General features: G+C 35.8%; 12 protein-coding genes. 7 read left to right on the top strand and 5 right to left on the bottom strand.

Going from position 1 to position 15,700, the window contains the following annotated elements; genetic code table 11:
- Window positions 1-112 precede the first annotated feature (112 nt).
- Window positions 113-2,122: a methyl-accepting chemotaxis protein gene (locus ACONDI_RS09680; protein ID WP_241078339.1), complete on the bottom strand. Its 2,010-nt coding sequence runs from the start codon at window positions 2,120-2,122 to the stop codon at window positions 113-115.
- Window positions 2,123-2,371: 249 nt separating this feature from the next.
- Between ACONDI_RS09680 and ACONDI_RS09675 the strand changes: the two genes are divergently transcribed.
- From ACONDI_RS09675 to ACONDI_RS09655, 5 genes are all read left to right on the top strand, one after another.
- Window positions 2,372-3,931 carry a sugar ABC transporter ATP-binding protein gene (locus tag ACONDI_RS09675; RefSeq protein ID WP_241078338.1) on the top strand — a complete coding sequence of 520 codons (1,560 nt, stop codon included), beginning with the start codon at window positions 2,372-2,374 and terminating at the stop codon, window positions 3,929-3,931.
- Window positions 3,932-4,078: 147 nt separating this feature from the next.
- Window positions 4,079-5,047, top strand: a complete 969-nt coding sequence (locus ACONDI_RS09670) for a hypothetical protein (protein ID WP_241078337.1) — start codon at window positions 4,079-4,081, stop codon at window positions 5,045-5,047.
- A gap of 225 nt (window positions 5,048-5,272) precedes the next feature.
- Window positions 5,273-6,301, top strand: coding sequence for an ABC transporter permease (locus tag ACONDI_RS09665; RefSeq protein WP_241078336.1), 1,029 nt, complete (start codon window positions 5,273-5,275; stop codon window positions 6,299-6,301).
- A gap of 400 nt (window positions 6,302-6,701) precedes the next feature.
- The gene (locus ACONDI_RS09660; RefSeq protein ID WP_241078335.1) at window positions 6,702-8,375 is read left to right on the top strand and encodes an FAD-dependent oxidoreductase; all 1,674 of its coding nucleotides are present in this window, start codon (window positions 6,702-6,704) and stop codon (window positions 8,373-8,375) included.
- 53 nt (window positions 8,376-8,428) lie between these two features.
- Window positions 8,429-9,169, top strand: a complete 741-nt coding sequence (locus tag ACONDI_RS09655; RefSeq protein ID WP_241078334.1) for a sulfite exporter TauE/SafE family protein — start codon at window positions 8,429-8,431, stop codon at window positions 9,167-9,169.
- A gap of 9 nt (window positions 9,170-9,178) precedes the next feature.
- Here ACONDI_RS09655 and ACONDI_RS09650 read toward each other — a convergent pair whose 3' ends face one another.
- Entirely contained in the window at window positions 9,179-10,189 is a 1,011-nt protein-coding gene (locus ACONDI_RS09650) for a polysaccharide deacetylase family protein (RefSeq protein ID WP_241078333.1), read from the bottom strand.
- Window positions 10,190-10,371: 182 nt separating this feature from the next.
- Here ACONDI_RS09650 and ACONDI_RS09645 point away from each other — a divergent pair, with 182 nt between their 5' ends.
- Window positions 10,372-11,253: a hypothetical protein gene (locus tag ACONDI_RS09645; protein WP_241078332.1), complete on the top strand. Its 882-nt coding sequence runs from the start codon at window positions 10,372-10,374 to the stop codon at window positions 11,251-11,253.
- Here ACONDI_RS09645 and ACONDI_RS09640 read toward each other — a convergent pair.
- Both ACONDI_RS09640 and ACONDI_RS09635 read right to left on the bottom strand, forming a co-directional pair.
- Window positions 11,237-11,947 (bottom strand): class E sortase, encoded by a 711-nt coding sequence (locus ACONDI_RS09640; RefSeq protein WP_241078331.1) that lies wholly within the window; start codon window positions 11,945-11,947, stop codon window positions 11,237-11,239. The genes ACONDI_RS09645 and ACONDI_RS09640 overlap by 17 nt on opposite strands.
- 39 nt (window positions 11,948-11,986) lie before the next feature.
- Window positions 11,987-12,481 (bottom strand): FMN-binding protein, encoded by a 495-nt coding sequence (locus ACONDI_RS09635; protein WP_241078330.1) that lies wholly within the window; start codon window positions 12,479-12,481, stop codon window positions 11,987-11,989.
- A 304-nt stretch (window positions 12,482-12,785) separates the two neighbouring features.
- On the opposite strand from ACONDI_RS09635, the gene ACONDI_RS09630 reads away from it, so the two are divergent.
- Window positions 12,786-13,661: a DMT family transporter gene (locus ACONDI_RS09630; RefSeq protein ID WP_241078329.1), complete on the top strand. Its 876-nt coding sequence runs from the start codon at window positions 12,786-12,788 to the stop codon at window positions 13,659-13,661.
- Window positions 13,662-13,812: 151 nt separating this feature from the next.
- Here ACONDI_RS09630 and ACONDI_RS09625 read toward each other — a convergent pair whose 3' ends face one another.
- Window positions 13,813-15,330 (bottom strand): acetyl-CoA hydrolase/transferase family protein, encoded by a 1,518-nt coding sequence (locus ACONDI_RS09625; protein ID WP_241078328.1) that lies wholly within the window; start codon window positions 15,328-15,330, stop codon window positions 13,813-13,815.
- Window positions 15,331-15,700 lie beyond the last annotated feature (370 nt).

The following is a 15,700-nucleotide window of genomic DNA, read 5'->3' as shown; positions in this document are numbered from 1 at the left end:
GACCAGGAGGTCGTTAGACCTTATTTCGACTGCGGACGAATCTTAGATGTATCAATAAAAAACACTTACATATGTGAATAGACTTTTTGCAGCTGAATCAATCGTGGAACTTTTAAACCTTAAATTTCTCTATTAAATTCTGCAGGTCTTCTCCTATGTTAGCAAGATTCTCTGCCGATTTTGCTACTTCATCGGTAGCTGAAGATTGTTGGTCTATACCGTTTGATACAAGTTCTGAAGAATTGGCAACTTCGGATGTGCTCTCCTCAATCTCTTTAATTGAATTGGCTATTTGCTCTCCAGACTTGCTAACTTCTTCTGCTGTTTTTGTGGTATTGTCCATCTGCTCCGCAACTTCATTTATTGAATTTGTTATTTGTTCAAAAGAGCTAGCGCCATTTTTGATAACTTCCATACCTTCTTTGACCTTATTGGTATTTTGTTCCATTGCACTTGCTGCTTCTGTGGTTTGTGCTCTGACTTTGCTTATCAAACCTGATATTTTTTCGCTTGAATCTCTAGATTCTTCTGCAAGTTTTCTGACCTCATCTGCAACAACGCTAAACCCTTGACCGTGCTCACCTGCTCTTGCAGCTTCAATAGCTGCGTTTAGGGCAAGCAGGTTGGTCTGCTCAGAGATATCGCTTATCATTTCGATAATTTGTTCAATTTCACTTGAATAATCTTTTAGCTGTTCAATGTTCTCATAAGCATTCCCAGTAGCATTGCTTATTTCTTCCATTTGTCTTACAGCATTTTCCATTTCCTTTTGTCCTCTTTTGGCCATTTCACTGGTTTCATTTGCCGAAGCTGTAACCTGCTCAAATGTAGCTGACATCTCTTCTATTGAAGCAGAAGTTTCTTCTGTAGCGCTTGTTATGTTATTGATACTCTGCTTTTGTTTGTTAGCGCTTTCTGCTAACTTCTCTCCTGAGCTCGAAAGCTCATTTATGCCGCTGGTGATTTCTTCAGTAGTTGCGCTTAGTTCTTCTGCAGAAGAAGAGATATTTGTTGAGGTGTCTTTTACTTTATGGATCATTTCATTTAAGTTATTAACCATTAATTTAAAAGCTCGTTTTAGATTTCCTGCTTCGTCTTTTGTATATTTGTCATCTAATTCCACATTTAGGTCGCCTTCTGCAACCCTTTCGGCAGCACTGCTTAATTCTATTATCGGTGATGAAATTTTCTTAGATATAATAAATGCAGCAATGGCAGCTACGATTGATACTATAACTCCTATAAGAGCAGCTGTTGTTATATTATCAAACATTAAATTATCGGCTTCCGCTGTAGGCATGCCGGCAAATAGCATTCCGATAGTATCACCATCAGGTCCTGATAAAGGCCCGTAAGCAGAAAAATAACCCACTTGATCATTAAGTAACTGCTGCTGTCTTCCAGTCCAAACTTCTCCTTCGTTCAAAACAAGATCAATAATATCTTCCTGTTCTAAAGTTGTTCCTATGGTTCTTTCTCCCTCTTCATCTTGTAGTGTGGTAGTGATTTGTTCATTATCCATGAAAATTGTTAACTCAGATTCCATATTTTCTGAAATAATATCAAGATCCTGATTATCTATATACTTTCCTAGCTCTATCACGCCAACCATACTTCCACCGCTATCTCTTACAGGGCCTGTTGTTGCCAGGTATAACCCGTCTTCCCTTGCATAAAATCCCTGTTCAACTCTCATATTTTGAGCAGAGGAAGTTCTTAAAGTTTCTGTCTCCTCTAGAACTGGGTCGTCCCCTTCAGTATGATGTAAGGGCTCTAGGTCCGAATTATAAAAACTAAAATGAGTCACGTCATAACTGCCTCTTAAATCCGTGAGTAATGCAGAAGAGATAATGGCTATGTTTCTAGTATCATCTTCTGCTAAACCTTCAATTATTTCGTCATCTCTACGTAAAGTTTGGAAAATTGTTTCTAAAATAGAGTGTTCTTGATCCAAAGCTGTTTCAAAAGAATTCAAATCAGCTTGTACATCTTCCATAGCTTGTTGTTCAATAAAATTATCGCTTCTTTGGATTAAAAAGAATCCAAGAATAATGGTACATATTATAACTGAACAGATTACACTTAACATTATTTTGTTTTTGATGTTAAAAAATCCAGTCAATGTGGCTTCAACCCCTTTTTTGTGTATGATTTTTCTATAAAATAATAATATTATGACAATATGCTTTGACAATACAACGACAAAATATTCTTTAAATCCGTATAATTCCCTTGATTCTAAAGTCCTATATTTAAAAGAAAGTTTTAAAAGGATATTTTATTATATGGATGAAGGATTTTTTGACTCTTATGAATAATAGGATATTGTTGGTGGTGTTTAAATTCGAGTTAAAGTAGAGGGGTGAAAAGCTTGGGCAGCAATAACAGCGAAAAAATCCTCAGGATAAATAAACTTTCAAAATTTTACCCGGGCACTATTGCCTTAAACAATGTGAATTTTGAAGCAAAGAAAGGCGAAGTTCACGGGATAATAGGGAAAAATGGTGCCGGAAAATCAACCCTCGTAAATATTATGTCTGGTATTATAGAACCTACTGATGGTGAGATAGTAATAAAAGATAAGAATTACAGTTCTTTATCTAGGGAAGTAGCCAGAGAAGCAAATATTTCCATAGTTCCTCAGGAACCTAATATTATTGAGGATATAACTGTGGCAGAGAATCTATTCTTGCCTGAGTATGCTTCTAAAGGCAGAATACTTAACTGGCAAAACCTTTTCGAGAAAGCAGAAGAAATAATTGATACAGCTGGCCTTAATATTAATGTTAGGGTTACAGGAGGGGACCTATCCCCTAGTGAACAGCAGTTGCTTCTGATTGTTAAAGCCTTTTATGTGGAGGAGCCTGAGATTATAATTCTTGATGAGGCCACCTCATCACTAACTCGTGAGGATATTAGTTTTTTGTTCGAAATAATAAATAAAAATAAAAACTTGGGCAAATGTATTTTATTTATCTCCCATATTACATCGGAAATACTTGATATCTGCGACAGAGTCACTGTATTAAGAGATGGGATGATTGCAGGGGTTGAAAACTGCTGTGATCTTGATGAAGAAAAGTTTTCCCATTTGATAATTGGTGAAAAGAAAAATAATATTGACCAAATAAAAAAAGAAAAGGAATTTACAGAAAAAGAGGTTTCTCCTACTAGAGAAGAAAAAGAAGTGATTATGAAAATAAAGGACTTTAATAAACTAGATTGTTTTCAGGATATAGATCTTGAATTAAGGCGAAATGAGATAGTTGGGATTGCAGGGCTTAGGGGTAGTGGAAGGACAGAAATAATGAAGGCTGCCTCCGGAATAGACCCGTCAGATAGTGGTGAGATTGAAATTTTAGGGAATAAAACTTTATTTAAAACACCTTATGAGGCTTTTCGTAACGGTGTGGTTTATCTACCTGAAGATAGGGAAGAGGAAGGTATAATAAAAGTGTTAAGTGTGCGCAAAAACCTTGTTTTGAACGCTTTTCACAAAATTGCTGGCAAATTATTTGTAAGTAAGAAAAAAGAGGACAAACAGGTCCAGGATTTAATTGATCTTCTTGAAATAAAAGTTGCTTCTCCTGAAGAGGAGATAGAGAATTTGAGCGGTGGTAATAAACAAAAGGTGGTAGTAGGTAAGATATTGTCAAATGAACCGCTTGTTTACCTATTGGATGAACCTACAAAAGGGGTAGATGTTGGAGCTAAGGAGAGTATCTTGAGAATAATTAAGGATGAGTTGTCAGCTGATGCTGGAATTATACTTACTGCACCAGGAGTGGAGGATCTAATGGTAGTGTGTGATAGGATTTTAATTTTGCATGAGGGCAGATTGATTGACGAGTTTACTAAAGATGAATTTGATGAGGAAAATATTTATATAGCAATACAGGGCAAAAAACGTGAAAACAAAGGAGGAGGTTGAAAACAGCCTAAAAATTTCTGCACAATTTTAGAAAAAACTAAATATTTCTGTATTTAAGTTGATTATCCTGCGAAAAAACAGTATAATATAGCCAGAACATCAGTTCGCAAACAATAACCGCCATAATAAAATTGGAGGCTACAAAATATGAAAACCACCAGGATGCTCAAACTTAAAAACATATCACCGCAGTTCAAGGTTAAGCTAGATAATTTAATGAGGGAATTCTGTGCAGCAAAACGCTACAGCTATAACAGGTTACTAAATGGCTTAGATCAAAACGAGACAAACAAATTACTTCAGCGGGTTTTTCGCCTAAACAAACGCTACTCAGAAGATGCTACCCTTCAGGCAAAAACTATCATACAGAGCCAAAAAGAGCTTTTGGTTTTGTATCTAGAAGAAACCAAAGCCAAGTTAATAAAAACCCGGCGGAAAATCGAAACTTACAAAACCGGCAAAAAAACACCCCGAAAAGTTGACTTAAAAACCTGCCTAGAAGGACTAGAGTTTAGAGTAAAAAAACTAGAACAAAAGCAAACAGAACTTGAAAATCATATAGATAATCACACTATCCCACCAGCCATCTTTGGTGGCAAGAAAAACTTCTGTGCAAGAACAAAAGGCCATATAACAAACCAGGAATGGAAAGACCTTCGAACTAACCAGCTCTACTCAAGGGGTGACAAAACTAAAAAAGGTAACTTAAAACCAAAACATCCAATTAGTGCTCAACTCATAGCCGGGATAGACGTAAATATTGACCGTACAGCCGTTACCATTATGACAAAACAGGGTAACTTCATAAAATCCAGGGTCCTCTCAGTTCACCAGGCTGCAGCCTTGGTAATTGGCCGCAGGGGTCTTGGCTACAGAGAAAAGCTCCCAGTGAAGCTAATTCAAAAATTACAAGAACTAAAACCATATTTACAAAATCTTATTGGATCAAAGGAAGAATCCAACAAGATAAAATATTTAAAAGATATTATCCAAAAGATAGATAACTTTAAACATTATCATCTCTGGACATTGTGGAACATGGCAAATAAGTTTTTGGAATTTAATCTGAGCGATCATAAACTAAAAAGGCAGGAGGTGAAAATCCTGAGTTACTAAAGTTCTTTTCCTGCGATAGGTTAATACCATGGGAAGGAAAGGCCTATCGCATCTGCCGTCCCTAACAGGGAGTCGCTGGTCTGTCTTCTACTTTAGATAGATGACCCTATACTGGCGAAACAGAGTGAAAATCTCTGCGGTAAGTCGCCTTTTCTTGGTTCGGCGGCGGTGGTTTCAGGGCACAATGTTTAGATTTGTGCATATTTTAGTAACCAGGAAAAGTTAATGTCTAGAACACTTAGAGCTCAACTATTTTTGCTTGACAATCTTATCTGGGTAATATTGTTAGGCTTTTTTCTTATTAATATGTTTATCACGCCGCAGTTTGCAACCTATGGGAATTTAGTTAATATCCTTTATCATTCATCAATAATGAGTATGCTTGTCCTTGGGCAGGGTCTAATACTTATGAGTGGTAATCTTGACCTATCATTAGAATCAACTCTTGCTTTTGCGCCGGGGATGGCAATGCTTTTTGCGGTTAGGTGGCTTCCTTTTGGGCTTCACCCTGTGCTGACTTTGATCTTAACTCTAATAATAGGCTTTCTAGTAGGTATGTTTAACGGGTATTTTATCTCTAAGATAAAAGTGAATCCTTTGTTACAAACTCTTTCAACAATGATAATCTTAAGAGGGGTAGTATTATTTTTGGTACCTTTTTCGATATATCCCCTTTCTGATGTATATAGGTTTGCGGGAAGTGCTAGGATTGCAGGCAATATTCCTTTTGCAGTAGTTTTGATGCTAGTTACATATTTAATTTTTCACGTGGTGCTTCAATATACTACAATTGGAAGAAGGTATTTAGCAACAGGTGGGAACCCAAAGGCAAGTTATATTTCGGGGATAAATACGACTAAGATGGTAATGTATGGCTATGCTGTAGCTGGGGTGTTAGCAGCTATAGCTGGTATAATGACAGCAGGTAGACAGGGTTCTGTTACTAATTCTATGGGTGATGGCAATGTACTTTTATCTTTTGCGGGTGCTATTCTTGGTGGCGCAAGTCTTCATGGGGGCAAAGGCACTGCTATTGGAATGTTAGGTGGAGCACTTTTGCTTGGTATGTTTTCAAACTCACTTAACCTTCTTGGAGTGGAGGTGACCCTTGTTGAAGCTGCCAAAGGTGCTTTGATTTTTCTTGCGATTATAATTGATAGGGTAAAAATTAAGGTTAGATCTAACCTGTTGTACAAAGAACAGGCCAAACAGCTTGAAGAGAGTGAAAATATAAAACAATGTAATAATGACTGATGCTCTTGAAGGAATACCCGGAGCTTCTATTCGAAATTAGTATATACTAATCTTATCAAGTAGTTTTTGTCCAGCCTCAGCTATTCTATATATCCGCCTACCGTGCAACTAGATTTTCCTGTTCCGCTTACCCCAACAGCCACCCCGGGTTTTCCCTTCAATGGGAAAACCCTATTATGCCTCCCGCTAAAACATATTCGTTCCCAAAATGCTCTAGACTTAGCATTTAGACCATCCCAAATATAATTAAACCTTCATAAACTATGATACTAGATATAACCTTGATATAACCTTGATTTGACAAAAGTATAATAGAATGATAACATAATCTTATAATACCCCTGGGGGGTATATAACATCTTGAATTAGTACTTCAATTAGAATAGAGGAGGGGTTAAACATGAGTAACAAAAAGGTAATTATTGTAGGTGGTGTTGCAGGAGGTGCAAGTACTGCAGCAAGATTAAGGAGATTAGATGAAAACGCAGAAATTTTACTCATCGAAAAAGGAGAACATGTTTCTTTTGCTAATTGTGGTTTGCCATATTATGTTGGAGATGTGATTTCAAATAGGGAGGATCTTCTGGTTCAAAGTGCAGAAAACATGCAAAAGCGGTTTAATCTGGACGTAAGAATAAAGACTGAAGCTGTATCTATAGATAGGGACAAAAAAGAATTAACTTTAAAAAATTTAGAAACAGATGAAACGTACAGAGAATCTTATGATTATATTGTTTTGTCGCCTGGTTCAAAACCTATTATGCCGCCAATTCCTGGCTTAGATAAAGCTAATAACGTGTTTGCCTTGAAAACTATCTCTGACTCTGACAAGATAAAGGATTATTTAAAAAATAACAATGCTAAAAAAGCTGTAGTTGTAGGTGGAGGATTTATCGGAATAGAGATTGCCGAAAACCTAAAAGAAAAAGGTTTGGATGTTTATCTTGTAGAAATGTTACCTCAAGTATTGCCTAACTTAGATTTTGAGATGGCATCCATAGTAGAAGAACATTTAGAGGAAAAGGGTATAAAGCTAATTTTGGGTGATGCACTAAAAGAAGTAGGAGAAGATGGTAAAACTCTAATTCTTAATAGCAACACTGAAATTAAAACGGATATGATTGTAATGTCTGTAGGAGTTGTACCTGAAAGTAAATTTGCCCTTGATGCTAATCTAGAAGCGGGGGTCAAAAACTCAATCAAAGTAGATGAATACATGCAGACTAGTGACCCTAGTATTTATGCTGTCGGCGATGCTGTAGAAGTTGAAGAAAATGTAAATACAGAACCTGCAGTTATACCCCTGGCAGGACCTGCTAACAGGCAGGGGAGAGGGGTTGCAAACAATATTTATGGTGACACGGACAAAGTAAAAAGTACCCTTGGTACTTCAGTCATTAAAGTATTTGAGCTAACTGCTGCCTCAACTGGTGCAAATGAAAAACAGCTTAAAGAACTTAACAAAAACTATAGAACTGTTCATATTCACCCTTTTAACCAGGTTAAATATTATCCAGGTGCAAATAAAATGTCACTTAAACTTCTTTTTGATCCTGAGGATGGTACGATTTATGGGGCTCAAGCTGTGGGTAAAACAGGTGTAGAAAAAAGAATCGATGTAATTGCTACTGCAATTAAAGGTAGATTATCTGTGTATACTCTTAAGGAACTTGATCTTTGTTATGCACCGCCTTATTCCTCTGCTAAGGACCCGGTTAACATGTTGGGTTTCGTAGCTGAAAATATTGTTAATAATCTTGTTAAATCAATAGATGCTAATGATTTTATTTCAATGGATATTGATGAAAAAAATATTCTTGTAATTGATGTGAGAGATAAGAATGCAGCAGAAGAAAATGGTATTATTGAAGGGGCGCTAAATATACCGGTTAATGAAGTAAGGGATAGATTATCAGAGATACCAAAGGACAAAAAAATTGTAGTATACTGTGATCAGGGGCTAAATTCATATCTTGTATCAAGGATACTCTTGCAGAATAATTATGAGGTATATAATTTGGACGGTGGCTATCAATCCTATAAGTATGCGAAAAGAAAATTAGAATCTAAATAGGTTTAAGGTTAAAGGTCAATGGTCAGTAGCTTTGGCGTTCAGGAGGGGAAAAATTGGACGAACTACTAAGAATGTTATTAATTTTTTTTGCAGGAGTTGTAGCAAGCTTTGTAAATGTGATGGCAGGGGGAGGTTCGGCACTTACCCTGGCTACTATGATGCTTCTTGGTGTTGATGCCCCGGTTGCAAATGGAACTAATAGAATAGGGTTATTAGTTGAGAGTACTTCCGGGGCTAGCACCTATGCTTACGAGTTAGATAAGAGTATAAGAGAGAGTATAATCTTAGGTCTTTTGACAATACCTGGGGCAGTTATAGGAGCTTTTTTGGCTGTTAATATAAGTGATGATGCTTTTCAAAACATATTGTCTGGCGTAATTATATTTGTGATTATTTCTTTGTTTGTCCCAACAGATAAGATTAAGAAGAGTAGCAAAGAGCCAAGCCGATATTTGTTATGGCTTGGCATGTTCATAGTTGGTTTATATGGAGGGTTTGTACAGGCCGGTATAGGATTTTTAATTATTTTTGTTTTGAAATACCTTAAAGGGATAAGCTTTGTGGAAATTAATATGCACAAAGTGTTTATTGTTTTAATATACAATATACCGATTTTGTTTTTGTTTGGCTTTACAGGAAATATAAATTATATTTATGCTATCTCCCTTGCTCTAGGTTCTGCTATAGGAGCATTTATTTCGGTTAAAGTTTCTGTGAGAAAGGGAGATAGGGTTGTTAAATTTGTTATTGGGTTAGTACTTATAGCCATGGCTATAAGATTTCTTCTTAGTTAATATTTCATTTTATCTACTAAACTGCGCTCTGTAGGAGTCTTCTGATAAAATATCAAATGAAAAGCCCATTTCTTTTAGACCTTCAATTATTTTTGGAAGAGCTTTTACTGTGGCATCTTGGGATGGCCCGTCGTGAAATAAAATTACTGTGTGTTCTTGATTTGTGGCTCCCTCTAATACATTATTAACAATCTCATCTTTATCTGGAGGAGGGTAAGATGCATCGCCAGATGTTACATTCCAGTCAAAGTATACATAACCTTCTTTATTTAATAATTCGATTATATCTTCAATAACATCATATCCTGCAGCTTGAAGAGCACTTGCACTTTTTGAGCCTCCAGGAAACCGCATAATGTTTGGTTTTATACCTACTGTGTTATTTAAAAACTCCTCCATTTCTCGAAAGTCTTTCATAAAATCTTCAGGAGAGTTATAAATTTTTTCGTAATCATGAGTGTAGGTATGATTTCCTAGAGCATGGCCTTCATCAACTATCCTATGATACATATTAATACCAAAAGGTGTGTCATCTCCGATAGAGAAAAAAGTAGCATTTTCATCATAAGTTTTTAAGATGTCTAGGATTTTCTCTGTATTGTGGGTTGGTCCATCATCAAAAGTTAAATATGCAACATTATTTTTTTCATTTAGATTATTGCTATTATCATCACTTTTATTAGTATTAGTTTCTTTGATCTTTTTTAACTCTTCTTTTGTCTGAATTAATTTGTTAATGATACTTTCTTTCCCTGACCTTAGTTCTTCTATTTCTTCTATTTTCTCTTCATAGACGCTAGTGCTATTATATTTTTCTTCTGTTAGTGAATCTAATTTTTCCTGAAGAAGCAAATTCTCTTCATTTAACAACTGGTATTTCTGATAGAGCTCGTCCAACTTTGAAGCATAATCTGACTCTTCTGTCCTGTTAAACATGTTAGCCATAACATAACTAGTAGTTACTAAAATAATTAACAGTATTAGCGAAAGGATGAAAAGAACTTTTTTTCTTGGATGCATTTTGGCTCCCCCCCTTTATATTATCTATTGCCTTGTTTGTTGTACTCCTATATATTAAAACGTAAATATATTTATTTTGTCGCTAAGAAAACAAAATTCTTTCAAAGTAAATAATTCCAACTAGAACATAATTAGAATATTGTAATTAGAATCTCTTCGTAATTTAGAAAGGGGATAATATTATGAATTATCATGGTATGATAGACAAAGCCTCTATTGGTATTGGGTCAAGGTTAATGCCTAAGTACTTTAGGGAAGGAATAGAATCAATTGGAATTGAGGAAAATTTAAAAAATATTAAGTTAGGATTGCCTAATATTATGGGAGAAGGGGATTATGAGGTTAATGCTAATACTGTGGTTGGAGAATTAAATCCAGGATTTCGTATTGCCAGGTGGATAGATGAATCAAAGCCGGTGATTATCTATCACCATGGTGCAAGCGAGATACCTTATGATTATAGCTTTAGAGGGATATTCCCTTATGAAAAAGAAAATTTAAACTTAAATTTAGTTTTAGTTAGAGCACCTTTTCATAAATCTATGAAAGATTTCCAGCATGGGATAAGATCACTAGAAAATATTATAACAATGCTTTCTGTATCAGTGTGTTTAATTGAAACACTGGCTTGTTACTTTGAGGAAAAGAATGTTAAAAAAACTTTGGTTGCAGGAACTAGCCTTGGAGGTTTTATCACGAACCTTCATCATATCCATTACAATAGTGCTAAATTATATACACCACTTTTGGCCGGTGTAGCTATGGATGATGTCTTTTTGAGGTCTGTGTATAGTGAAGCAGTTAGTGAAGAGGCCAAACAAAAGCCTGAATTAATTGAATCTGTGCTAAATTTTGAGAGAGGTTTTGCCAGAAGAGATAATAGTAATGTTTTTCCTTTATTAGCTCGTTATGATGAGCTAATAAGATACGAACGTCAGAAAGATTCATATGGAGGATTAAAAGTTACTACTATAGAAAAAGGGCATACTACAGGGGCTTTGTCATACAAACAATTGCGCGAACATATTTTCAGTTGTATTCATCGCTTTAAAAGTCATCTTTAGAGTCATCTAGATAAGCGCGAACTATCAGGCGTCTCTCAGATGAGCCAGGTGGATGACATGTTGTTAAAGTTAAAGCAGGCTCAGAAGTAGGTTCAATAATTGTCCAATCGTGCTTGTGTGTGTCAAAAACTTCGCTAACTTTGTAAGTATATTTTTTGTCCTGATAGTAAAGGTATATATCATCATCTTCGTCTAGTTCGTTTAATTGATTAAAAGGTGCACCATAGGTTGTTCTGTGTCCTGCGATAGATACATTTCCGGTTTCTGGAGTTCCGCTTTCTGGATAAAACCCTGGACTAGATTCTAAATCAGAGAGCTCTACCCCATATCCTATTGTTAATTGTAGATTAATTGCTGGAATTTCCAGGATGCCATCATCAGGTTCTAATTCGTTGGCGAATCTTTCATCACTTTGCTCCTCTTCCTGATCTTTGTCTTCATAAACGTCCTGGGTTACATTTCTTTCATAGGCTCTATCTTCTGCTACAAATGAGGGATTTTCTTTCTCCTGGAATTCTGCTAATTTTTGTTCAACCTGGCTTGCTTGTATATGTTGGTAATACATATTATGGAAATAAGGAAAGCTGGCCAGAGAAATTCCGGCCAGCAAAAGTACAATTCCAATTAGGGTGCGAACTCGTATTTTATTTTGTATTTTATCCTGTAGTTTAGATATTGTATTTTTATAACTCATAGATTTTTCACCCTTTATTTCATACGTGTCAATTTAAATTTACTTTCTCTTAGCGATTAATAGTGCTCCACCAGCAGCAATAAGTCCGCCGATACCAGGTAGTATTGGTAGAACGCCGCCACCAGTTTCAGGAAGTTCTTCTTCTTCCTCTTCTTCGTCTACTTCTTCTTCAGGCTCTTCAGCAGGCTCTTCTTCGGTTTCTTCTGCTTCTGCATCTGCAAGTGCGTTGTCAACAGCGTTAGCTATTCCTTCGCTTGAGCCAGTTGCTCCAGTCTCTAGGTCTACATCAGTAGACTGGGCAGCAATAATGTCATCTACAGTAACTTGAGCATCTTCCCAGTAATCTGGTGTTTCATCGTCACCTGTAGCGTCAATGGCAGTAATTTCTCCACCTTCTACAGTTACTTCAACTGTAACAGGGCCATTAAAACCTTCTGCCTCTCCTTCATAAGTACCATCTGCGTATCCTGCCATAGCTCCTGAAGTTAGCCCAAGAACTAGAGCAAATACTGCTAAAATTGCAATTTTCTTCAAGATAAATTCCCTCCTTTAAAAATTTTATTTAATATTATGGGGGTACTATATAGAGACCCCCGTGTTACCTATATAACCTTTATCATAATATTACCAACAATCTTATTTTATTCTAAATTAGCTAATTCTAGATAAAATAAAAAATACCTGCTAAAAATTATCCAAACTTCAAAAAAATATGTATAAATGAAAAGGGTGACTTTATAAAAAAGATTGATTCAAAGTTATAAGTAATGATAGTATTATATAAGATTGCTTTTAACGGAATAATATAAAGTTATGTTTTATAATGGAGTGATATAATTTGGAACCAAAAAAGGATAGAATTATAGGGGCTATTTTTGTAGTGGTTGGGGCAGCTATCTGGGGAACCTCAGGAACTGCTCAAGCCCTTGGACCACCCGAAGCTATTCCAATAACTGTGGCTTCACTTAGAATGTTGTTGGGTGGTTTTTTATTATTGATGTTAGCGATTTTCAGAGGGTCTATCAATTTTGATAACCCCTGGCCAATAAAACCTGTTATAGTTTCAATAATTGGAATGGCTGCCTTTCAACCTTTCTTTTTTACAGGTGTTAGATTAGCTGGTGTGGCTGTCGGGACAATTGTAATTATGGGAACTGCCCCTGTAATTTCAGGGATACTATCATATATTTTTTTGAAAGAAGTACCTAAAAAAGTGTGGTATTTTTCTACAGTGTTTGCCATAACAGGATGTATTCTTCTGGTTATCTCGAGCGAAGTGGAAGCTACGGCTGATCCCTTAGGAGTATTCTTTTCCCTTATAGCTGGGTTTGCTTTTTCTATATATATACTTGGAAGTAAAGTTTTATTAAATCATCAGGCCCCAGAAGCAGTGACAGCAGTTATATTTGCTAGTAGTGCAATATTCCTAATGCCTATAATTTTCTTTTACCCTATAGATTGGGTATTTCAGTTACCTGGTTTTCTCACTATTTTGTATTTGGGTGTATTTTCTACAGTTGCAGCATACTTACTCTTTTCTGCCGGATTGTCCAAGGTTCCGGCGTCTACAAGTGTTACTCTAACTCTTGCAGAGCCTTTGACAGCAGCGCTACTAGGATTTTTCCTGTTGGGGGAGGAGATAACAAGTATTAATTTTGTGGGAATAATATTGTTGTTTATTAGCCTTGCTTTATTAACAGTTAAAACCAGATGATCTGTAATAAAAAAATTAAAATAATAATTCTGGTGCAAAAAGTCTATTTACATAAGTCATAGTGTTATCAAGATGTATTACAACTAGACATAAAACTATGTTAATATGACTTTTTGCACCAGAATCAAGCGTGAACTACGTCAGAGTCTGTCTATGTTAAAGACTCAAGTGTTGTTACATTGTTTTCTTTACTATATGGGTGCAATTCTAAATTATAACTAAATGCCTTATCTAATAAATGGGGCGTGTGGCCAGATTTTTTCTTTGCTTTTTCTAGGTAGGCCCAGAGCAAATTTTTGAAGTTTGGGTGAGCACAATTTTCTATTATTGCTTCTGCTCTTTCGATTGGCGCTAATCCTCTTAAATCAGCTAGTCCCTGCTCTGTTACTACTATTTGGACATCGTGTTCAGTATGGTCAACATGAGTGACCATTGGTACTATGGCCGAGATGCTACCTCCTTTTGCTACAGAAGGGGTGGTAAATATACTCATATAGCTATTTCTCGCAAAATCTCCTGAACCACCAATACCATTCATCAAATCACTTCCATTAATATGTGAAGAATTCACATTGCCGAATATGTCTATTTCGATAGCTGTATTCATTGCTATTGAGCCCAGTCGTCTTATAATTTCAGGATGATTGCTTATCTCTTGGGGTCTTAGTACAATTTTGTCTTTTAGGGTATCAATGTTTTTGACCATTTTTTTAAAACCATGTTCTGATAATGAAAATGCAGTTGCGGAAGCAAATTTGATTGTGCCTTCATCTAATAGATCAAGGACCGAATCCTGTATAACTTCGGAATAAAAATATAAGTCTTTGAACATCGAATTAGATAGTCCTTTTAATACAGCGTTTGAAACTTTGCCTACTCCTGACTGTAGAGGGAGTAGATTTTTTCCTAATCTTCCTTTTAGGACTTCACCTTGTAAAAACTCTATTAAATGGTTAGCTATCTGATCACTTGTTTCATCAGTGGATAGTATTTTTGAAATGTTTTTTCGTCTATTGGTTAAAACAATGCCTTTTATTTTGTCAGGATCTACTTTGATGTAGGGGGTACCTATTCTATCTTCTGGACTTGTTAAAGGAATTGGTTCTCTGTTTGGTGGGTCTAATGGTGTATAGATATCATGCATCCCTGACAATTCAATTGGCTTATTATCGTTAATTTCTACTATAATACTGTCTGCTAGGTCACAAAAAGTTGGACTTGCGCCAACTGATGTTGTTGGTACAATGTTACCTTCTTTAGTAATTGATGCTGCTTCTATTATTGCCACATCAATTTTGCCATAAAATCCATAACGTAACTCCTGGGGGAAATGGCTCAAATGTAGATCGATGTAATTTATGCGCTGGTCGTTGATCATATCCCTTGTTTTGTTATTAGTCTGATAAGGAAGCCTTTTGTTTATTGCGTTGTTATCAGCCAAAGCTTTGTCTAGCTCTTCACCTACCGAGGCTCCCGTGTACAAATTGATTTTAAAGTTTTTTTCTTTTTCTGCTTTTCTGGCGATAGCCAGGGGCACTTCTGTTGGATAGCCAGAAAGGGTAAATCCGCTAGTTGCAACAGTCATGTTGTTTTCTATAATGTTTGCAGCCTGGTCTGCAGATATGACTTTCTTATATAATTTACTATTTAATATTCTATCTGTTTTCATTATTAAGCTCCCCCCTGATTACGTAATTTAAGATACCGATTGTTTGTATATTTTAGCATTGGACACAGGCCAATGTCAAACAAAACAATGAACCGCAATGATGTCAAAGCGTTGCTAAAATATTAACGGCTAAAACAATGCCGTGCGAAAAAGGCTTTAGGAAGTTTTGGGAAATCTATTTGATATCTATTTAATTCTGACAATCTGGGTAAAACAATTGACTCTTAACATTGGCATTGACCCAATTGAGATTCTATTAAAAATTTTATGAAAATTGACCCAACCAATAATAATAACTAATAATATCAAAAAACATGGAATGTTGAAGTAAAACTAAGCATATGGAAGGAAATTTAATGTAATTCTTAAA

This window comes from Natranaerofaba carboxydovora (genome assembly GCF_022539405.1).
In the GTDB taxonomy this organism is placed as follows: Bacteria; Bacillota; Natranaerobiia; order Natranaerobiales; family Natranaerofabaceae; genus Natranaerofaba; species Natranaerofaba carboxydovora.
The sequence above is the reverse complement of the archived record's forward strand: the minus strand, read 5'-3'. Positions and strand labels throughout refer to the sequence as shown.

What these genes read in the sequence shown, in the direction of transcription:
- ACONDI_RS09670 (WP_241078337.1), top strand. Translation starts at nt 4,079, where the DNA reads ATGAAAACCACCAGGATGCTCAAACTTAAAAACATATCACCGCAGTTC.
- ACONDI_RS09665 (WP_241078336.1), top strand. Translation starts at nt 5,273, where the DNA reads ATGTCTAGAACACTTAGAGCTCAACTATTTTTGCTTGACAATCTTATC.
- ACONDI_RS09660 (WP_241078335.1), top strand. Translation starts at nt 6,702, where the DNA reads ATGAGTAACAAAAAGGTAATTATTGTAGGTGGTGTTGCAGGAGGTGCA.
- ACONDI_RS09650 (WP_241078333.1), bottom strand. Translation starts at nt 10,189, where the DNA reads ATGCATCCAAGAAAAAAAGTTCTTTTCATCCTTTCGCTAATACTGTTA.
- ACONDI_RS09645 (WP_241078332.1), top strand. Translation starts at nt 10,372, where the DNA reads ATGAATTATCATGGTATGATAGACAAAGCCTCTATTGGTATTGGGTCA.
- ACONDI_RS09640 (WP_241078331.1), bottom strand. Translation starts at nt 11,947, where the DNA reads ATGAGTTATAAAAATACAATATCTAAACTACAGGATAAAATACAAAAT.
- ACONDI_RS09625 (WP_241078328.1), bottom strand. Translation starts at nt 15,330, where the DNA reads ATGAAAACAGATAGAATATTAAATAGTAAATTATATAAGAAAGTCATA.